The organism is Halopseudomonas pelagia CL-AP6 (assembly GCF_000410875.1).
GTDB classification, from domain to species: domain Bacteria; phylum Pseudomonadota; class Gammaproteobacteria; order Pseudomonadales; family Pseudomonadaceae; genus Halopseudomonas; species Halopseudomonas pelagia.
Map to the genome: position 1 here is coordinate 14653 of NZ_AROI01000026.1, position 20233 is coordinate 34885.

The following is a 20233-nucleotide window of genomic DNA, read 5'->3' on the forward strand; positions in this document are numbered from 1 at the left end:
AGTGACATCCTGGCGCCAGAGACGGGCCGGATCGTTGGGTGATCGAGAGATTCGTGGCTGTGATTACCCCTATCATGATGCGCGTGATCATCTAACTTTTCGTCAATATCATCGTGACTGCGTGGGTGGTAATCATGCCCCTCTTCATGATTCAAGCACTGACCAACAACATGGCATCCCAGTCACGCACGGGTGCCATGTTGTTGGATCTTCTGACCCTCCTGACCATCAGCGTTTTATCCGCGTGCCATTCAGTCAGAAATACCAGGGGCTTCAGGTTTGCCGCAGACCTGCTTTTCTGCACGTTTCAGCCGTCGGTTCAGCATCATCCAGTAGGCCGCAGGCAGCACCAGCATCGAGAGCAGCGGCGCGGTGACCATGCCGCCAATCATCGGCGCAGCGATACGGCTCATGATCTCGCTACCCGTGCCGGTCCCCAGAAGAATCGGCAGCAAGCCGATAATCAGCACCAGTACCGTCATCGCCTTGGGTCTGACCCGTTGCACTGCCCCATCGCGCACTGCTTCGAGTAATGCCGCCTGATCACCCGCGCCGCGGGCCTGGCTGGCTTCCCAGGCGTTGCGCAGATAGAGCAGCATGATGACACCAAACTCCGCAGCCACCCCGGCCAATGCGATAAAGCCCACGCCGGTGGCCACCGACTGGTTGTAGCCGAGCAGGTAGAGAAACCAGAGCCCGCCGGTCAGTGCAAAGGGCAGCGTGGCCATGATCAACACGGCTTCGCCCACCCGCCCAAAGGCCAGATACAGCAACAGGAAGATGATCACCAGCGTCGCCGGCACTACCCACATCAGGCGCTCATTAGCCCGCTGCAGAAACTCGAATTGCCCCGAGTAGGACAGGCTCATGCCCGGATCCAGGGTGATTTCCGCATCAATACGCTGGCGCAGATCGCGCATCAACGAGGCCATATCGCGGTTGCGCACATCAATGTACACCCAGCCAGAGGGCCGCGCGTTTTCGCTGCGCAGCATCGGTGGCCCGTCACTGATGCTAATCCTGGCCACAGTACCCAGGGTGATCTGCGCGCCTCCGGGCGTCAGGATGGGTAAATCCCTGAGCGCCTGAGGTGAATCGCGCCAGTCTCGCCCATAGCGCAAGTTGATCGGGTAGCGCGCCAGGCCTTCAACTGTTTCGCCAATATTGCTGCCGCCCACTGCGCCGCCAACAATCGCCTGCACATCGGCGATGTTAAGCCCATAGCGTGCGGCCTCCTGGCGGTCGATGTCGACATCCAGGTAGCGGCCGCCCGTTAGCCGCTCAGCCTGGGCCGAACTGACACCGGGTACCTGACGAGCGACCTGCTGTATTTCCTGGGTCAGCGCGTCGATTCGCGACAGATCGCTGCCGGCCAACTTGATCCCCACCGGGCTCTTCACGCCAGTGGCGAGCATGTCGATGCGGTTGCGAATCGGCGGAATCCACAGGTTGGCTAGTCCAGGCACTTGCACCGCCTGGTCCAACTCCTCGACCAGCTTGGCCGGGGTCATGCCTTCACGCCACTGATCCCGTGGCTTGAACTGGATAGTGGTTTCGAACATTTCCAACGGCGCTGGATCAGTGGCGGTTTCCGCCCGCCCGGCCTTGCCGAAGACCCTGGCCACTTCCGGCACGCTGAGAATCATCGCGTCGGTCTGCTGCAAGAGCTGCGATGCGCGCTGGGCGGATAGGCCCGGCAGCGCAGTCGGCATGTACAGCAGATCGCCCTCATCCAACGGTGGAAGAAACTCACCGCCCAGACGCGAGATCGGCCAGAGGCTGGTCAGAAACACCAGTAGGGCGACCAACAGCGTCGCTTTCGGGAAGCGCAGCACGCCGTTAAGCAGCGGTTTGTATATCCAGACCAGAAAGCGGTTCAACGGGTTGCTGTGCTCAGGCCGGATACGGCCACGCACGGCATACAGCATCAGTACCGGGATCAAGGTGACGGACAGACCCGCGGCGGCGGCCATGGCATAGGTCTTGGTGAACGCCAAAGGCCCAAACAGCCGGCCCTCCTGCGCCTCGAGGGTAAACACCGGAATGAACGACAAGGTGATGATCAGCAAACTGAAGAACAGCGCCGGCCCCACTTCAACCGTTGCGTCGGTAATCAGCTGACGATGCTGCGGCCCATCCAGCTCTTCGCCCGGATGCTCCTCGCGCCAGGTTTCAAGCCGTTTGTGCGCATTTTCGATCATCACGATGGCCGCATCGACCATCGCTCCGATGGCGATCGCGATACCGCCAAGTGACATGATATTGGCGTTGATGCCCTGCCACTGCATGACGCCAAAAGAGATCAGCACACCGATAGGCAAGGCCACGATAGCGACCAGGGAAGAGCGCAGGTGCCAAAGAAAAACCAGACACACCAGCGCGACAACAATGAATTCCTCTATCAGTTTGCGGCTAAGGTTGCTGATGGCGCTGTCTATCAACTCGCCGCGGTCATAGGTGGTGACGATCTCTACGCCCTCGGGCAGGCTCGCGGACAATTCTGCCAGCCGCTCGCGTACCCGCTCGATTGCTGCCCGTGCATCACCGCCACTGCGCAGGATCACCACCCCGCCAACCACTTCGCCCTGGCCGTCCAGTTCAGCAATACCGCGGCGCATTTCCGGCCCCGTCTGAATCCGCGCAACATCGCCCAACAACACCGGTACGCCCGCCTCCGTGAGTTTCAACGGGATCTGCCGAAAGTCGGCGAGGCTTTCCAGGTAGCCGCCGGCGCGCACCATGAATTCGGTTTCGGCCATCTCAACCACCCCGCCACCAGTCTCCTGATTTGCGGCGCTGATGGCGGCGCTGATCTGCTGTTGGGTAACCCCCAGATTCGCCATGCGTTGAGGGTCCATCACCACCTGGTACTGCCGCACCATCCCCCCAACCGTGGCAACCTCGGCTATACCGGGTAAAGCCTGCAGTTCGTATTTCAAAAACCAGTCCTGCAACGAGCGCAGTTCAGCCAGGTCTCGGGTGCCGCTGTGATCGACCAGCGCGTACTGATAGATCCAGCCCACCCCGGTTGCATCGGGCCCCAATGAGGGCGTGACGCCTGCCGGCAAACGACCCTGAACCTGATTGAGGTATTCCAGCACCCGCGAACGGGCCCAGTACAGGTCAGTCCCTTCATCGAACAGCACATACAGATAGCTATCGCCAAAGAAGGAAAAGCCCCGCACCGTCGCTGCGCCGGGGACCGACATCATGGTCGTGGCCAGTGGGTAAGTGACCTGATTTTCAACGATCTGCGGGGCCTGGCCTGGATAGCTGGTGCGGATGATGACCTGGGTGTCCGAGAGATCCGGCAAGGCGTCCACCGGCATGCGGTTCATCGACCACAGCCCCCAGGCGACGACGACGACAGTAGCCAGCAGTACCAGCAGCCGGTTATTCAAGGACCAGCGAATCAGCGCGGCGATCATGACTGCTGCTCCAGCTTGTCGATCCGCACTATTAGCAAGCCGTCCGGGTCCTGCCGGACCCACACCCTGATGCGGTCCCCTTCGGCGATATCCGCAGTGTCCACGCCTTCAGCGATTGGAAATTGCATGGTCATGCCGGGCATGTCCAGGCTTTCGAACCGGCCATGCTCCAGCATCAGGCCATCCTCGTCCTGATACACCAGGGTGGCATCTGCTGTGTGCAACGGCGCTTCATCTACCGGTGTATCCAGTGCTCGCGCCAATACACCGCGCAGACTGGCCTCAGAATCGAGCAGGAACTGGGCGGAACCGACCACACGCTGCCCTTCCTCCAGGCCTTGCAAGACCTCGACCAGATCGCCTGCCTCGCGTCCGGTTCTGATCTCGACCGGGCGATACAGCCCAGACTCCTCAATCAGCATCACCAAATCACGCCGGCCACTGCGGATGACGGCATCGGCCGGGAGCAGTAAACGTAGTTCATTGTCACCCGTATCCAAGCGTACCCTGGCGGTCATGCCAGGACGCAGACGGCCCTGACTGGAATCCATTTCCGCGCGTACCCGTACCACGCGGGCGGCAGCATCGGCTTCCGGCAACACGCTGGTGACCTGCGCCTTGATGATCTCCCCTGGCAACGAGGGCAGAACCAACTCCAGCGATTGCCCTGCCTGCACGCCACCCGCTTGCGCTTCGGGCAAAGCGACTTCCAGCCAGACCCGGTCGGTGCCATTGATGACCACCATGGTCGAACCGGCGGGCAGACTCATGCCCTCGCGCAGCGACAACTCGCGCACTACGCCGTCGACCGGGCTGCGCAGCGTCCAGGTGCCCTGCAATCTTCCGCTCTGGCGGGTCTTCTCCATCAAATCCGCTGGCATACCGGCCAGGCGCATGCGCTGCCACGCAGCGCCGCTAAGCGTGTGATCCCCGATCCTTCGTAGCGCCAGGTATTCTTCCTGAGCCGTAATCCAGTCAGGCACCAGCAGTACAGCGAGGGGCGCACCCTTTTTTACCGCGTCATCTGGAGCCAACGGCGTTACCTCCTCTACCCAGGCATTGGCGCGGGTCTGCACTATGGTCACGGCACGTTCGTCGTAGCCCAGCACCCCGCTCGCCTCAACCGGCCTGCTCAAGGTGCCGCGGCTTACGGCGACGGCACGCAGGCCCAGGCTATCCGTCACCTTTGAATCGATGCGGATGGTGGTGCCGTCGCTGTCGGGGTCGGCGTAACGTGGTACCAGATCCATATCCATAAACGGCGATGGGCCGGGGGCGTCGAACTGCTGTTGGGGATACATCGGGTCGTACCAGTAGAGCACTTTCCGCCTTTGCTCTTGATCTTGCTTCTGCTCTGGTACGTGGCCGTGCTCCGAGTGCGGTTGAGCGGCAACGGGTGTTGTCGATAAGAGTGCAATCAGGGCGAAAAAGGCGCTGACAGGTGATGGAATATTCATGGTTGGTCTCCAAAAGTCAGCTCTAGACGGGCACGGCTGATCGCCAGCGCGGCCGTCCGTTCGATCTGTTCCAGGCGGATTTCGATATGCTCACGGCGGGCGCTGATCAGCGAATCGAGCGTGCCACGGCCGGCCCTGTAGTCGGCTAACGCAAGCTCTGCGCGCTCGCCGGCCAGCGGCTCCAGGCGCTCTAGATTGCGCTCCAGAGTCCGTTCCAGGCGCTGATGCTCGGCAAGCATGCTGTCCAGTTGCTGCACCAGGCGCAAACGCGCCGCCTCGCGATCCTGCTCAACATTCGCCAGCTCATATTCCCGCGCAGCCAAGCGTCTGTTCTGGCGCGAGCCGGGGAAAACCGGCAGCCCGACGCTGACCTGCATGCTCAGCATATCGTTGAAGCCTGCGGCGCGGCGTTGATAGGCCAGCTCCCAACTCCAGTCGGGGCGCTTGTTCGCTTGGGCAAGATTCACGCTAGCCTGGCGTTCCCGGCTCATCGGCTCATACAGCGCGAGCGTCGGTTGATCGGCAAGGCGAGCCCGGTAGCGCTCGCTGCTGACGAGCCAGTGGGGCCATTCGCCTTCTGTCGGCTGATAGGCCAACGCCCCAATCCAGCTACGCAGTTCTGTACGCGCCACGGCGAGATCGCTACTGAGCTGGTCGCGCCGGTCATCGAGCAACAGGCGCTCCATGCTCGCCACCGGTCGTTCGGCGAGCGCGCCCTGCCCGCCTGCGAGCCGCGCCTTAACGGCAGCGTCGAGCAGCCGATTCTGTTCGTACAACTCGTCAAACAGCTCCAGTTGCTGCTCGCGCTGATGGACCTCGAGCCAGGCTTCTGCCGTGGCCAGACGCACGTCGAGACGTCTGACTCGATACTCAGCCTCACTCAGGTCGACCGCGGCACCGGCCATGGCCCGCTCCGCCGTCCGCTTGGCGCGATTGGGCACCTCCTGCATCAGGCCGACCATCTGCATAGTCATGCCGTCGGCGCCCAAGTGTCCTCGGTCCTCGCCTTCTATGGGAAGATTCTGCAGACCGAGCACCAGCCGTGGGTCTGGCAGTTGGCCCGCCGCAGAGGCGTCTTCACGGGCCGCCTGGGCAGCTAGACGTTGGGCGCGTAGCGCTGGGGCCGTTTGATTTGCGCTTGATAGCGCCTGCTCAAGAGTCACAGCCGACGCCGGCATAGCCGTGCCAACCATAATGCAGAGCAGTGCTGCGCCGAGCGGGCGCAGAGTGCGGATGAAAAACATAGGATTGATTCCCGTCTAATGCCTGGCGCAAGGCACAGGCAGACACCGCCAGCTAAGCCGGCGAACCTTCTCTAGGGGGAATCAGTCGCGGGGTGGGCGCCAGAAGGTATCAGGCTGGGTAATTCGGCTCGTGACCAGCTCAGTCACTCTGGCTGGTCGAGGAAAGGGAGAAACGGCAAGTGTGGCTGGACCGGTGAGTACCGCCCCACCCAGCTGACAATCAACGCCTGAATCGCACAGCAAGCCAGCGGTGCTCTCAAGCCAACCGGCTTCACCGGCATCGCCAACACAATCGTGATGCATTTCTGCTGGCTCACGATCCATGCCATCCACGCAGCGTTCGATAGCGAGCAGCGACACGGCTAACGTATTGAACGAAAGCAGGAGTCCGCACAGCAGGACTGTGAGCGCCAGCCGCAGGCGCTTCATGGGCAGAATACCCAGGATTGAATTTGCTGTACGTGATTTATGGTGAGCATGGCCTCAGCATACCGGCTGCGCAAGATTGATCCTTGATCCTGATCAAATAATCGTATTTACAAGATTCACGGGCAAGAGGGCCATTAACGCCCTTTCGGCGCCGGCAGCCGACTTACTCCAGATTGACGCGGGTCAAGAGGCAATCCGACTTATAAGACTAGCTTGTAGTGATGATAGAGGCGCAGTGTGGATCCTTCACGACAATGCTCGCTATCTGAAAAGGCAAGGAGAAAACAATGAACAAAGACGCCAATCATGCCAGCGCCCTCGCGAGGCTGATTGTTCCGGGCATGGGGTCGGACCACTGTGCGGGTATTGTCAAAACCTCGCTGAAGCGCTTGAACGGTATGGGTGAAATCTCAACCAACATCGCAGCTCACCGGGTGGAGGCAGCCTACGATTCCAGCCTGTTGAGCCTGGCGGATCTCCGCTCTGCGGTGGAAAATGCCGGCTACGATGTTGCCCAGGTCTCATCGGCCGAAGACGCGCCTAATGCCGCGAAGGATGCCGACATCGAAGGCGCTTACTTGAGCCAGGCGCTCAAACGTTTATGGATTGCTGGCGTCCCTACCACCCTGATCATGCTGTTGATGATCCCGCACATGTTCTGGCAGCCAGTACCCGGCTATCTGCTTATTGTGGCGTTACTGGCGTTCCCGGTGGTGTTTCTTTTCGGCGGCGCGGCCACGCACAAATCCACTTGGCGCTCGTTGACAAATCGCACTTTTAACATGGATGTGCTGATCTCACTGGGCAGCGTACCGCCCTACCTGATCGGCCTGGCTGGTTTCTTTATGGACATGACTTCGTTCATGGAAATGGCCGCCACGATCATGACCTTTCACTTGCTCGGACGCTACCTTGAGGCCAAGGCAAAAGGCAGGGCCTCTCAGGCGATCCGCAAATTGCTGACACTGGGCGCCAAGACCGCGCGGGTAGAACGTGATGGCGAGGAAATTGAAGTCCCCATCGAGCAGTTGCAGCCCGGTGACATTATGGTGGTCCGACCGGGTGACAAGGTGCCCACTGACGGCGAAGTGGTGGAAGGTGAAAGCCACCTGGATGAGTCGATTGCCACGGGGGAATCGGTGCCAGTGTTCAAGACCCAGGGCGACACCGTTATTGGCGCAACCATCAACAAGGAGGGGCGCTTGCGCGTCAAAGCCACCAAGGTGGGGGGCGATACTTTTTTGTCCCAGGTCATCAAGTTGGTGGAACAGGCTCAGGGGTCGCGGGTGCCCATACAGGAGTTTGCCGATCGCATGACCGGGCGCTTTGTACCTATCGTCATGCTGATCTCCCTGGGGAGTCTTGCCGCCTGGCTGATTGCTGGCGACAGCCTGCGGCCAATTCTGGTGTGGGGCGCCGGATTTCTACCTTGGGTCGATCCCACCGCAACCACGCCCGCGCTGGCTCTTATCGCAGCCATTGCCGTGCTGGTTATTGCTTGCCCCTGTGCCCTGGGTCTGGCAACGCCAACGGCACTGATGGTCGGTTCAGGGATTGGGGCGGAACGCGGCATCCTGATTCGCTCTGGAGAGGCCATTCAAACCATCAAAGACATCAAGGTAATAGTCCTCGATAAAACCGGCACCATTACCCGAGGCAAGCCAAAGCTGACCGAAGTTGTGGCCGCGGAAGGTATTACCGATGAACAGGTATTGCAGTGGGCTGCGACGGTAGAGAATGCCTCGGAGCATCCTATCGCACGCGCTATTGTCGAAGGCGCTAGCGAGCGCAACCTGAGACCAGGTGCGGTGACGGAGTTTCGCTCGACCGGGGCGCGTGGCGTTTACGGCAAGGTCGATGACGCCTCTGTACTTATTGGTAACCGTCAACTGCTCGCCGAGGAAGGCGTAAGCGGTCTGGAGGCCCTAGATGAAAACTTGGATGATCTTGAGGGCCGTGGCCGTACTGCTGTGCTGGTAGCGGTGGACGGCCAGGCCTGCGGCATTGTCGCGGTGGCAGATACGATCAAAGAGGAGTCGATAGCAGCGATTCGTGGCATACACGAACTGGGCTTGCATGTGGTGATGATTACCGGCGACAACGAACGTGCGGCAAGAGCTGTCGCCAAGGAAGTGGGCATCGACGAGGTTCAGGCGGGCGTGCTTCCGGAAGGCAAAGTTAATGCGATCCGAGAATTGCAGAAAAAACACGGCAATGTCGTGGCCATGGTGGGCGACGGCATCAATGATGCACCGGCCTTGAAACAGGCCAACGTGGGTATCGCCATCGGCGCGGGTGCAGATGTGGCCATCGAAGCAGCCGATATCACCCTGGTGCGCGGCGAGCTAACCGGTGTAGTGGACGCCATGTACCTGTCTCGCGCCACCTTCAGCAAGATCGTGCAGAACCTGATCTGGGCCAGTGCTTACAACGTTGCGGCCATACCTATTGCTGCCGTGGGGCTGCTGCATCCGATGATTGGTGTCGTGGCCATGACCGCCAGTTCGCTGTCGGTGATCGGCAATTCACTGCTGCTCAAGCGGGTGAAGTTGAATGCAGGTAACGGCGCTGAAAAACAGTGAATACCAACCCTCAAGGCAAAAAAACCGGGATACTGGATCAGCCTGCATGGGTTAGCGACGCTCGCACTACCCATCCGAATCAAAGGTCACCGAATCGATTGCGCCCAAAATAAGCGATGGACACAGACGCTGCACGGTTAGAACAGCAAGCACCAGACGGACCGGTATTGGCCTATTTCCTGGTCAAATGAATGGTCACAATGCGCGCCCGTTGGCTAGGCATGTGATAACAGCCCCTAGAACTCCCTCGGAGTACGCGCGCTCCTTGATGGTGAATAATGCGCCGCAATTGATAATTATCATTCTCGTTTAAACACATAGACAATATACTCGAATCCATCGCATCCCAAAAATCGGGCCCGCCTCCTGCTACGTGGATTTGCCATATGAGATCGAACCGTTTCCCCGGTTTTCGGCGCCTGTACATGCTGCTGACAATGCTCGTATTTTTCTTGGGGCCGTGTCTACCGGCGGTGGCGGATACGCAACTTGTCGTTCGGTCACAACTTGTGCTGGCAGGTCCACCAGCCTCGGTTTCGTATCCGTTGATACATATGGTAGAAAGCGGTTCCCTGAGCGACCTGGCGCCAGACATCAAGTTCGTTCTCTGGACCAATCCGGATCAGTTGCGCGCATTGGTGGTTGGCAAGCAGGCCGATTTCATTGCAGCCCCGACCAACGTAGCGGCCAATCTATACAATCGGGGGGCCGACATCACCCTGCTCAACGTGTCTGGTTGGGGATCATTGTGGATGGTATCACGCAACCCGAATATGAATACGCTGGCCGATTTCAAGGGCGAAGAAGTAGCCATCCCCTTCCGCGCCGACATGCCGGATATCGTATTCAGCTTTCTTGTGGAACAGCAGGGACTTGATCCAGGCAGGGACTTCTCTCTTCGCTATACCTCGACTCCGCTGGACGCTCTGCAACTGCTAATAATGCGTCAGGTAGATCATGCCTTACTGGCCGAACCCGCAGTCTCTATGGCGCTCCTTAAAACCCGTTCTTTACCCGTTTCACTGGTGGCTCCAGAGCTGTTTCGCAGCGTGAACCTGCAGGAAGAATGGGGCCGTCTGCAGAACAGTGATGCCCGCATGCCCCAGGCCGGGCTGGTGGCGTCAGGCGCTATTCGCGGTGATCCGCAAATACTCCGGCGTTTCGAAGAAGCCTACGCGCAATCGAACGCATGGTGCTTCGAGCACTCCAAGGAGTGTGGCGAGATGGTCGCTCGCCATATTGGTCTGCTCAGCGCTGCAGCCGTCACTGATTCTCTTCAAGTTGTTCCGCGCCATCTTACGAGTGCGATTATGGCTCGCCCTGAGCTGGAAGCTTTCTTCCAGCTTTTGCTTGATCGTCAGCCTGCCAGCGTTGGCGGTAAATTACCGAAAGTCGGTTTCTATGGCGGCGCGCCTAACTGAATGCGCCTTTTTCTTGAAACTGTATTCGATGGCGCGCGCGCTGCTTTGAGCTACCTGTGGAGTGGTTGGGGCGCCCTGGCAAGCCTGCTGCTGTTTGCCGCAGTATGGGAGCTTGCCGCACAGGTTTACGGCCCTCTTGTGCTACCGGGCCCATTGGCAACGCTGACGCAGCTTGTGGTTATGTTCGAAGACGGAATTGTCCAGCCGCAATTGATCATATCAGCCCGACGCACGCTCTACGGGCTAAGCGCCGCGCTCTTAGCTGGCAGCCTTCTGGGGCTGTTGGCCGGCCGGTCGCTTACGGCAGCCATGCTGTCACGTCCGCTTGTCACGCTGCTGTTAGGTATGCCCCCGATCGCCTGGCTGGTGCTGGCTATGCTTTGGTTTGGTATGGGTGACGCAACCCCCGTGTTTACTGTATTTATCGCGTGCTTCCCTATTGTATTCGCCGCCGCCATGCAAGGTGCGCGTACGCTGGACAATCAATTGCAGAAGGTTGCGCGAGCTTACCGACTGCCCTGGCGCATGTTACTTACCGACCTGTATGTTCCCCATGTCACTTCATATATGGTTCCAGCCTGGGTCACGGCGCTGGGAACCTCCTGGAAGGTAGTGGTTATGGCGGAATTGTTGAGCACAACGGACGGCGTTGGTGCGGCCTTGGCAGTGTCCCGCGCACAGCTGGATACTGCCACCTCGCTCGCCTGGATTGTCGCAGTACTGGCGCTGTTGCTGGGCGCCGAGTATCTGCTTCTTGAGCCGCTCAAGCGGCGAGTTGAACGCTGGCGCACGGTGGATGAACAATGAAATCTCTGCACATTCGTCATCTCTATCACCGTTTTGGTTTGACTGAAGCGCTGGCCGATGTGGGGCTCGACCTTTACGCGGGGGAAACTCTCGCTCTGATAGGCCCCTCCGGCTGCGGCAAGAGCACCCTGCTGCAAGTGATTGCCGGCTTGATCCAACCCTCGGAAGCCGTCATGCAGTGCGACTTCCGGGGGATAAGCTGTGTTTTCCAGGAGCCCAGCCTAATGCCCTGGATGGTTGCCAGGGATAATATCGCTCTCGGCCTCAAAGCCCTAGGCGTACCCAAGGTTGCTCGCCGCAGGCAGGTGGAGAACTTTGCCGCGCGCTTGGGGCTGACAGAGAGCGATCTGCTCAAGTATCCACATGAGCTCTCGGGCGGGATGCAGAGTCGGGTTTCGCTCGGCCGTGCCCTGGCATTGTCGCCGGATCTATTGCTGCTGGACGAACCCTTCTCTTCGCTCGACGTTGGCCTGAAGCTGGAACTCTATTCTTTGCTGCGTGAACAGTTCATGCAGCGCCGCAGTGCGGTCCTGCTGATCACCCACGACCTTATGGAAGCCGTGCGCTTGGCGGATCGTATCCTGTTGATGGTGCCCAATCCGGGGCGTTTGGTGTATGAGTTTGTCATGGACCTGCCGCAGGAAGAGCGTACGGAGGCTTGGATATACAAGACAACCTGTGAGCTGATGGAGACTCGTGAAATGCGCATTGGCTTCGGCCTTAGCCAGGGAACGCTGGCTCCTATCGTGAACCGCCATGGAGCGCACGCGGGTTGTCGCCCATGAAGCCAATTATGCCTGTGTTGATGTGTGGTTTTCGCCCCTTTTTTCTGCTGACTGCGGCTAGCGCTTCACTCTTCATGCTGGCCTGGTTAGCACTATTGAATGGTTGGTTGTCGTCCTGGAACCCTGCAGGTGGAATTGTTCTCTGGCACGCTCATGAGCTGATCTTCGGCTTCGCGGCAGCGGCTACTGCGGGCTTCGCGCTGACCGCTATACCTGAGTTCACCCATACGACCGGAGTCAAGGGCGAGGCTCTGCTTCCCCTGGTCTGGCTATGGCTACTGGCTCGCCTGTTCTACCTGCTGTCGTCGTTTTGGCATCCAGCACTTGGGCTATGGCCAGCAGCTCTCTGCAACCTAGCCTTCTGGGGGCTCCTGCTGCGCCTGATCGCCCGTCCGTTATGGAAAGACCCGGGGCGCCAGCATCTGAGCTTCGTTTGGGTCATAACCTGTCTGGGAGTGTTGCAGCTTGGGTTTTTCATCGCACAGATCACTGAGGGCGATGCGCTGCCCTGGATCCGGGCAGCAGTGGGCGCCTTAATGATATTGATCGTGATCGCCACCAGCCGCATCTCCATGAGCGTAGTCAACGGCCGTATAGAGGAAGGGCGTCCAGGGGGCTCTGCACCCACGGACGGCTACCTGGCTCGTCCGCCGCGCCGTTATCTTGCTATTTTCTGCATTGCAACCTGTAGTGTCAGCGAATTCGCGCTGGGCCATCACAGCGTCACCGGCTGGGCTGCGCTGGCGGCCGCTGCAGGTATGTTCAATTTACTTAACGACTGGCATGTAGGTCGGGAACTGCTCAACCGCTGGGCGCTGATGCTCTATACCAGCTACTGGCTGATCGCTCTCGGGTACGCGGGCATGGGCGCGGCCTGGCTCGGGGCACCGCTTAGTCCGTCAGCTGGTCAGCACCTGCTGACCAGCGGTGCCGCCGCTCTGGCCATATTCACTGTCATGGCGCTGGTTGCCCGTATTCATTCAGGACTTTGGCTGGATAGGCGGCCCTGGCTTCCACTCTGCGCCATTGTGTTAGTGGGTGCCTCCCTGCTCCGCGCGCTGGCAGGTACGTCCCTCGTGGCGAAAGCAATCATGCCTGTTCTGAATCTGTCTGGCCTGCTGTGGGCGTGCTGCTTTGCCACCTATCTCTACTACACTTGGGCCACCCTCACCGGCCCACGCGAAGATGGTCTGCAAGACTGCTCCGCACCCCAGGCGAAAAGTAGCCGGGATTGCTGAAAAGAACTGTTCAGTTGCTACCCAGGGCCCGTCTGGCGTAGTTGCAGCAATCGAATAAGCTGCTGCCCAGGTGTGTTGTAGGGTTTCCGTGCTCAGAGCCAGTTTTCGGCAAGGGTAGATCGACGGAATGGCATAGCCCTTCGATATCCAACAGTACCAGTTCGAGGTTGCGCCCTCCGATATAGCCCGCACGGCGGAAGGCGCCCAACTGGCGCGAGAAGGTTTCCGGCGTAATATTCAGCTGCCGGGCTAGCACGCCGTGATGGGCCGGCAATGTCAGCCAGGCGCTACGTTGCTGCACGTATAGGTCCATCAGGTAGACCACCAGACGCTGGGCCGAATTGCCAATGGTCAGTAAATCAATACGGTTGAGCGATTGGGAAATCCGGATGGCCATGCCTTCCAGCATGGCCATACTGAAATCCGGAGACGCCTGGCACAGTCCCAGCAGACGTTCACGTGGCAACCGATAAACAGAGGAATCTACGCTGGCCTGCGCCGACAGCGGATAATGGCATGGTTCAACGAACATAACAGTTTCCGCCAGGAGATCGCCTGCAGCCATGCTACGAAAGATCTTGTGATCGCCCTTGTAGCTGGGTCGGTACAGGACTACATTGCCCACCTCGACGAGGAAGAAATAGCTTGCCTTGTCACCCATGCGAAACAGGTGCTGGCCACTTTCCAGCTTGATCCGTAAAGAGCCTTCGAGAAGAAACTGCAGTCGTTCAATCCCCACCTTGGAAAATGCCGGTGAGAGGCTAAGCATATGTATCAGATCTGAGGTCTTCATGGTTAACTCATACCGTGCGAGAATTGATAGGGTACGTGACGCTCCCGCCCAGGCGCAACGCTGCGGCGGCAGCAGCAGACCGTCCGTCCGTGAAGTCACCACCCTACGCAACTTCCACTGTAATGAGAAGTATTATCATTCCTAAAATACCCCTTCTTCTGTGGTGTTTTGCAGTAGATCTTTGTCACCCCGTGACTGATATTCTGGCTAGGTCTGATCACCGAGGCTGCTGACTTGGTTTTTACATTCGCCGAGCGACTCAGAAATTCCTGCGCAACATCAAGCTTAGCTCCGTCTGCTTGAAGCCGAACGCCCAATCCAGATTGCTGCTGTGGTTGATGCTATGGCGCACGCGCAGCTCCGGGGTCAGGCCAGCGATCTTCCAGCCGTTCGCCCCGGCGCTGAGGATATACACCTGCTGCTTGTCGTAGCGCCGTTCACCAAGGAAGAAGTCGTAGGCGTCGTTGCGGGTTTCCCGGTAGATGCCCATGCCATTGACAAAAAAGCCAGCCCGACCGGCAAAGGCGTGGTAAACGCCGCCGCGCATGCCCCATTCCTTGCTGCTGGCCTGATCCACCTCGTATTTACGCCGGGTCAGGGTCACACCGCCGTACAGGCTGGTATTGACGCCAGGCATATAGGCAGCCGTAACGCCCCACTGGTGCATTTCATAATCCGCCCCCAGGCGCTGCCCCTTGCTGGTGTATTCGTAACGCTTGGTATCCAGGCTGGTGCTCAGTTGCCATTTGCGGCTTAACGTGTGCTGCCATTCCAGTTGCAGGCCCTGCGCCAGATATTCGCTGGCACGGTTGCGGTAGTAATGCTCCGCATAGGGCATAACGCTGATACTGTTCCGCGCATTCAGGTACTGATAACCCATCTGCAGTTGTGCCAGGTTGGTGCTGTAATCCTGCATGGTTGCCGTATCAGACGGATTGGTTTTGGAATAATAGGTGCCATAACTCATGGGCCGCAGTTGCAGGTTGTGATTACCCGCCAGGTTATATCGGCGCTGCAATGACAACTCATAGCTCGCCAGCCCGGACTCAACCGGATCCGGCATTTTCCGCTCGAAAAAGCAAATACCGAAAAAAGAACTCAGGCAACTGTAATAGCCGTTGGCCTGATTGATATTATCGTTATAGCCGACCCCCACCGCCGCGCTGCCATGCCAGCTCGCGCGAATATCCATTGCCTGCCGGTACTGCTGCACCAGCATCTGCGCCTGCTCGGGCAAGCCCATATTGAGCACCCTGGCAAAGCCCTCCTCTGCGCGCTTTTCCTGATGATCCTCAAACCACAGGCGCGCCAGCTCCAGCTGGATACGGGCATCTTCCGGCTCCTGTCCGCTGGCCTGCTCCATGCGCTGCAACGCCAGCGGATAATTCCCATCGAAGCGCGCCAGCAGGCTTTCCGCCATATTCGCCAGCGCTGGCCGGTGCCCCGGCAGCTCACGGTAACGGGCGACAAAGTCCGGCAACTGCGTCCACTGGTTGGTATTGATGGCCACATAGATGGCTGGCGTCAGCGCCTCCAGCGTGCTCGTCACCTGGTAGCGCTGGCCTTCATACATCAGCGTACCGGGCGGCGCTGCCAGCGCCTCCTCGGCCTGGGCCTTCTGCTCGATACTGCGGCGGGTCTGATCCTGCAGAAAGCGCGTATCGTCGTCATCGGCCCAGACTCCAGGCGCAACAAGGCACGCCAGCGACAGCAGCCAGACGGCTCTGAAACGGCAAGGCATAAGGGATTTCCACAATGGATGTGTGTGCATATAGAATGGAGGCCGGCGAACCGGCCTCCACAGGTACCCCTCCCAAGCGTTACCGAACGAGACTCCATCCGGCATCGCCCTGTTTGACGCTCTCCGCTGGTAGCCGCCAGTGGAGAGTGGTCAAACCTTAGGGAGCGATCTTGCTGCCACCGAAGGCGACATGATCTGCGCTTGAACCACCGGTATAGATACCAGCCAAGGCATCAGCACCGTTGTAGAAACGGCCGTCAATGGTGCCTACGGTATTACCGAAGGTGCCATTGCTGCCAATGCTGGTACCAGCAAAGTTGATGCTGCTGGCGCCACGACTGATGCTGCCGGTGATATCACCTGAACCCGAGGCATAGTTAGCGGTCAGCTTGCCGGTGTAAAAGTTCTGGTTACCCGGCAGGCCGCCGGCAAGAACATTACCCGCGGCGTCTGTACCCGTCTGGTTGATACCGATCACACCATAAACCGCATTAACCAGTGTTGGCATGGCGGTAACGGCATTGTCACCCACATACCAGACCGTGCGATCAGCACTGGTCATATTCAGGTTAGTGCTGTTTGCTGGCGGAGTGCCCGCAGCGCGAGGTGCCCACTCGCCGAAGTACACACCACTGCCCACGGCCAGCGGAACGACGGGGCTGGCCGGAGTACCCGAACTGTTGGCCGCTACCTGCCCGATCACCAGGCCACCGAACTGCGGCGCGATGGACAGGGTGGTGATCTGACGAATGCTGTTGACGGCGAAGTTGGCATAAGTGCTACCCGCGCCATTCACCGACTCGGTATCTTTCCACACCTGGGCGACGTTGATCGGCAAGGCAGGCATGCCCATATCGGAAGGCGTCATGATCGCGCCATTGCCATGGTCGGCAATGGCGTTATTCGAGCCATTGATCGGGCCACCTGCCAGGTCGATACGGGTGCTCGCCCCATTCAGCGCCACACCGGAGTTACCGCCACCGAACAGGATGTGGTTCGACGCCCCCACAGCCACACCCGCACTATGCGAGGTTCCCCCCAGAGGGACAGCCAGTGCAGCACCACTACCCACCAGCGCCATGATGGCCAGAGCCAATGTTGATTTTTTCATTTTCATATCCTCTTGATTGAGTTTAAAAACGGCTGGTTTTTTACAAAAAACCAGCAAAAAACTAGAAATTAATTTTTAGTCCTGCTGTAAGGGTACGTCCCGGTCCCGGCAACAGGGTCTTGGCCATCGGGTCCAGGTAATATTCATCGGTCAGGTTGGTTACGCCCAGATTCAAAGCCAATTGTTTATTCACCTCGAAGTTGGCATACAGGTCATGCAACAGAACCGAGCGCCAGTAGAAGCCATCCTGATTACCGTCCCTGAACCACACATTCCGCACCAAGGTGCTGGTAACAGAGGACTCCGAGGCCAGCAGGCTATCCAGCTGACTGTTTTCCGCTCCCGCGTGGTATACGCTGCGCCAGCCCAGTTCCAGCCGTTCGTTGAATAGACGGGTGCCCAGCAACATATCGATGGAATATTTGGGTTGCAGGCTGTTGCCGCTGTAAGTGCCGGGGAAGCCGCCGGTCATGCAGGTGGGGATACGGTTGTAATATGGGTCCAACCCCGAGGCGTAGTCCTTGTCACAGAGTTTCTGGTTCAGCCGGTAGGTGGCGCCTAGGCTGCCAAACACACGGCCCGTATCGAATCGCGATTGCAACTCCACGCCGCTGGACTCTTTCTTGTCGAACTGGATGCTGTCGTAATACAGGCCGCGATCGATAAAGTCCTCGATCTCGGTGTTGTAATAGCTGATGCGCATGTCGGCAAAGCCCAAGCTTGGGAAGAACTGGGTCAAGTCATGGGCATAGCCCACTTCCCAGTTGATGCTGCGCTCCGGCTTGCTGGCGCCCGTCGCCAGGGTTCCCACGGTGCCGGCGCCGTCGAGAATGGCGCTGGAGGTCAGCTCGTTGACGCTGGGAAAGCGGGTGGTCTGCGCATAACGCACAAACGCCGTGCCATAAGGGGTCACTCTGGCGGTTGCGCTCAATACCGGGCTAAAGGCATCACCGGACTGCTCTTCTGGAGCCTCCCATCCTTGGCTGGCATCCAACGTTTCATAAACATCCGTACCATATGAAGAATTTGTTGGGTAAATTACGGGGACACTGGTCTCTGTTGCATTGCCACTTTGCTCCAAAGCGTTTTCTACGACTTTATATAGCTTTGAGGTGTCAACTTCACCATTGGCGAATGGGTTTTGCGAGGAGTCCAGCTTGCCATCCTTATAGGGAATTAATGCTGTTTTTTTCCAGAACACATATCTATAGCCATTGATATTTGCAAAGCTGACTTCTCGGCCATTATAGAACTGTTGTATCGCCTCATTTCCTTGGGCTGCTGCCGCTAGGCGGGCTATATTTTCTTCAGCCGTAAGCAATTCCCCCCACTCCAGTTCCACACCGGTTTTGCGCCGTGTTGCTTTATAAAACTCACTCTGCTGACGGCGAAGCCTGGCCGTACCGGTATCCTTACCGGTGTAATGCAAGTAGCGGGTGCCTGCAGTTACAGTGAGCCAATCGGTGGCCTGCCAGGCCAGGTTCATCATGGCCGAGTATTCCTTGCGTTCACCAGAACGCGGACCAAAACGGTCGGTCCCGGCATTCAGATAAACGCCATCCGGCAGCATACTGTTGGTGTTTCTATCACTCTGCTGCACTCGCTCATCCAGCTTTTCCTGCTGGTAACTGCCTCCGAGGGTCAGTTGCAGGTTGCTGGCCAGGATCATCTGGTTGCTGAAATCGAAGCCGGTGCGATCATGATTGGTCCATTGCCGGCCAAGGGGAACAATGGTGCCGTCGTGGTCTGGCTCAGGCCAGATCCCAGTACACGTACCTTCCCACGGCCCAGTACAGAAACTATCCCAAAGCCCCAATTCATCTCTTTGGGCGTCATCAAGATCGAGGCCCCAGGGTGATGCACCCGTTTGATAGCGGGTGCCCTTCGCCTTGGTCTGCCACAGGCTGGTTTCCAGGTCCAGCCATCTGGAGTCCTTAGGTTTTATGTCGTAACTCAACTTGTAACTGTCGAGCCTCAGTTCCGAGCGCGGATCTTCATAGACGAAGTTGCGAATGTTCGCCCAGTCAAGATCCGGCTGAGCTTGCTCCGCGCCCTCTCGGTAGGCATACATCAGCATCGAGCGACCGGGCGTGGTTTCACCGAAGGCTGTATCGGTACGCATGAATTGCAAGCCCAGCTTTTGTTCGTTGGGCAGGTACCAGTTGTTCTTGATCAGGGTGGTTTCGGTTTCACTGGAGGTATTGAATACCTCGCTGCCCGCAGCGTATACCTTGGTCAGGTTGGGGATATAGACGTCAGTGGTACTTGTATCCCATACATCGTGCCCCTTATATCTGTTGGCATTGTTTTTCCCGGCATAGTAGTTCCCCGAAGTACGCTCGCTGCGCGACAGCAGAATATCGACGAACTCATTGCGCCCGGCAATGGCCAGCATTTCCGAGTGATCATCGAAGTTAAGCGTCTGGCTATCGCTTCTGGTGCGAGCAGGTGGCGTATCGATCGTTATGCCATCCAGGTTCGCCCGTTCCGCGCCGGGTACGCTACGATAATCCTGACCGTATACCGAGGCGGCATCGAACCGGGGCTTGCTGGTATTGCCCGAGGTTTTCAGGTTGGTTTCGATACCCCAGCTATCGCCTTCGGGGATGATGTCGCTGGCTTCGATGGTGCGGATGTTTACCGCCCCACCCACGCCGCTCTTGATGCCCCGGCTCAGCGACGGGCCTTTCTCCACTTCGATGCTGCGGAATAGCGCCGGGTCGACATAGCTGCGGTTGCCTGCACCCACGAAATGCAGCCAGACGTTGGTCGATTGCTCGGTGCCATCAATGGTCAGCGGCGTGCGCCCTTCGCCGGTGATGCCGCGAATATTCGGGGTGATGGACTGGCTGCTGCGCGTGTCCATGCTGTAGACGCCGTTCATGCCCTTGAACACGTCGCCGGGATTGGTAGCCTGGAAACGCTCCAGCTCCTCGCGACCGACATATACGCTGGTCACGTTCTCCTGGTAGACCTTGTCGCGCCCCTCGGCGTCCTTGTCCCTGGTGCCCACAACCGTGATCGGCAGTAGTTCGATCCGGTCACTGTCGTCCGTGTCAGTGCTGGACTCCGCTTGCTCTTGCGCCTGCGCCTGCGCCTGCGCCTGCGGACTCAATAGAGAAAGGCTCGATATAATTAGTGCGAGTATTTTTAGCGTGTACGGCATTACCCCCTCCAAGTAACTCTAAGCAAAGAAT

Annotated in this window: 13 protein-coding genes; 5 read left to right on the plus strand and 8 right to left on the minus strand. The window is 58.5% G+C overall.

Annotation, left to right across the window (positions count from 1 at the left end):
- Positions 1-251 precede the first annotated feature (251 nt).
- From K787_RS23575 to K787_RS0117555, 4 genes are all read right to left on the minus strand, one after another.
- Complete coding sequence (locus K787_RS23575) at positions 252-3428, minus strand: efflux RND transporter permease subunit (protein ID WP_022964124.1); 3177 nt, start codon at positions 3426-3428, stop codon at positions 252-254.
- Positions 3425-4885 (minus strand): efflux RND transporter periplasmic adaptor subunit, encoded by a 1461-nt coding sequence (locus K787_RS23580; RefSeq protein ID WP_022964125.1) that lies wholly within the window; start codon positions 4883-4885, stop codon positions 3425-3427. Before K787_RS23580 ends, K787_RS23575 begins: the two co-directional genes overlap by 4 nt.
- On the minus strand, positions 4882-6129 hold the full coding sequence (locus tag K787_RS0117550) for a TolC family protein (RefSeq protein ID WP_022964126.1): 1248 nt from the start codon (positions 6127-6129) through the stop codon (positions 4882-4884). The genes K787_RS23580 and K787_RS0117550 overlap by 4 nt, the downstream gene beginning before the upstream one ends.
- Before the next feature lie 81 nt (positions 6130-6210).
- Entirely contained in the window at positions 6211-6558 is a 348-nt protein-coding gene (locus K787_RS0117555; protein WP_022964127.1) for a hypothetical protein, read from the minus strand.
- Between the two features lie 287 nt (positions 6559-6845).
- Here K787_RS0117555 and K787_RS0117560 point away from each other — a divergent pair, with 287 nt between their 5' ends.
- The 5 genes from K787_RS0117560 (at position 6846) to K787_RS23585 (ending at position 13391) form a co-directional block, all read left to right on the plus strand.
- Positions 6846-9140, plus strand: a complete 2295-nt coding sequence (locus K787_RS0117560; protein WP_022964128.1) for a heavy metal translocating P-type ATPase — start codon at positions 6846-6848, stop codon at positions 9138-9140.
- Between the two features lie 425 nt (positions 9141-9565).
- Positions 9566-10561 (plus strand): ABC transporter substrate-binding protein, encoded by a 996-nt coding sequence (locus K787_RS0117565; protein WP_028615064.1) that lies wholly within the window; start codon positions 9566-9568, stop codon positions 10559-10561.
- Entirely contained in the window at positions 10562-11368 is an 807-nt protein-coding gene (locus K787_RS0117570; protein WP_022964130.1) for an ABC transporter permease, read from the plus strand.
- Positions 11365-12153, plus strand: a complete 789-nt coding sequence (locus tag K787_RS0117575; protein ID WP_022964131.1) for an ABC transporter ATP-binding protein — start codon at positions 11365-11367, stop codon at positions 12151-12153. Before K787_RS0117570 ends, K787_RS0117575 begins: the two co-directional genes overlap by 4 nt.
- Positions 12150-13391: an NnrS family protein gene (locus tag K787_RS23585; protein WP_022964132.1), complete on the plus strand. Its 1242-nt coding sequence runs from the start codon at positions 12150-12152 to the stop codon at positions 13389-13391. The genes K787_RS0117575 and K787_RS23585 overlap by 4 nt, the downstream gene beginning before the upstream one ends.
- A gap of 10 nt (positions 13392-13401) precedes the next feature.
- Here the strand turns inward: K787_RS23585 and K787_RS0117585 are convergent, their stop codons facing one another.
- The 4 genes from K787_RS0117585 to K787_RS0117600 all read right to left on the minus strand — a co-directional run bounded on the left by K787_RS0117585 (position 13402) and on the right by K787_RS0117600 (position 20202).
- A complete protein-coding gene (locus K787_RS0117585) occupies positions 13402-14184 on the minus strand; it encodes a Crp/Fnr family transcriptional regulator (RefSeq protein WP_022964133.1) in 783 nt (260 codons plus the stop codon).
- A gap of 259 nt (positions 14185-14443) precedes the next feature.
- Positions 14444-15925 carry a porin family protein gene (locus K787_RS0117590; RefSeq protein ID WP_022964134.1) on the minus strand — a complete coding sequence of 494 codons (1482 nt, stop codon included), beginning with the start codon at positions 15923-15925 and terminating at the stop codon, positions 14444-14446.
- A 157-nt stretch (positions 15926-16082) separates the two neighbouring features.
- Positions 16083-17036 carry a HupA family protein gene (locus tag K787_RS0117595; RefSeq protein ID WP_022964135.1) on the minus strand — a complete coding sequence of 318 codons (954 nt, stop codon included), beginning with the start codon at positions 17034-17036 and terminating at the stop codon, positions 16083-16085.
- A 61-nt stretch (positions 17037-17097) separates the two neighbouring features.
- Complete coding sequence (locus K787_RS0117600) at positions 17098-20202, minus strand: TonB-dependent receptor domain-containing protein (protein ID WP_028615066.1); 3105 nt, start codon at positions 20200-20202, stop codon at positions 17098-17100.
- Positions 20203-20233: the final 31 nt, after the last annotated feature.

Coding starts and splice junctions, on each gene's coding strand:
- K787_RS23575 (WP_022964124.1), bottom strand. CDS start 3,428: ATGATCGCCGCGCTGATTCGCTGGTCCTTGAATAACCGGCTGCTGGTA.
- K787_RS23580 (WP_022964125.1), bottom strand. CDS start 4,885: ATGAATATTCCATCACCTGTCAGCGCCTTTTTCGCCCTGATTGCACTC.
- K787_RS0117550 (WP_022964126.1), bottom strand. CDS start 6,129: ATGTTTTTCATCCGCACTCTGCGCCCGCTCGGCGCAGCACTGCTCTGC.
- K787_RS0117555 (WP_022964127.1), bottom strand. CDS start 6,558: ATGAAGCGCCTGCGGCTGGCGCTCACAGTCCTGCTGTGCGGACTCCTG.
- K787_RS0117560 (WP_022964128.1), top strand. CDS start 6,846: ATGAACAAAGACGCCAATCATGCCAGCGCCCTCGCGAGGCTGATTGTT.
- K787_RS0117565 (WP_028615064.1), top strand. CDS start 9,566: ATGCTGCTGACAATGCTCGTATTTTTCTTGGGGCCGTGTCTACCGGCG.
- K787_RS0117570 (WP_022964130.1), top strand. CDS start 10,562: ATGCGCCTTTTTCTTGAAACTGTATTCGATGGCGCGCGCGCTGCTTTG.
- K787_RS0117575 (WP_022964131.1), top strand. CDS start 11,365: ATGAAATCTCTGCACATTCGTCATCTCTATCACCGTTTTGGTTTGACT.
- K787_RS23585 (WP_022964132.1), top strand. CDS start 12,150: ATGAAGCCAATTATGCCTGTGTTGATGTGTGGTTTTCGCCCCTTTTTT.
- K787_RS0117585 (WP_022964133.1), bottom strand. CDS start 14,184: ATGAAGACCTCAGATCTGATACATATGCTTAGCCTCTCACCGGCATTT.
- K787_RS0117590 (WP_022964134.1), bottom strand. CDS start 15,925: ATGCCTTGCCGTTTCAGAGCCGTCTGGCTGCTGTCGCTGGCGTGCCTT.
- K787_RS0117595 (WP_022964135.1), bottom strand. CDS start 17,036: ATGAAAAAATCAACATTGGCTCTGGCCATCATGGCGCTGGTGGGTAGT.
- K787_RS0117600 (WP_028615066.1), bottom strand. CDS start 20,202: ATGCCGTACACGCTAAAAATACTCGCACTAATTATATCGAGCCTTTCT.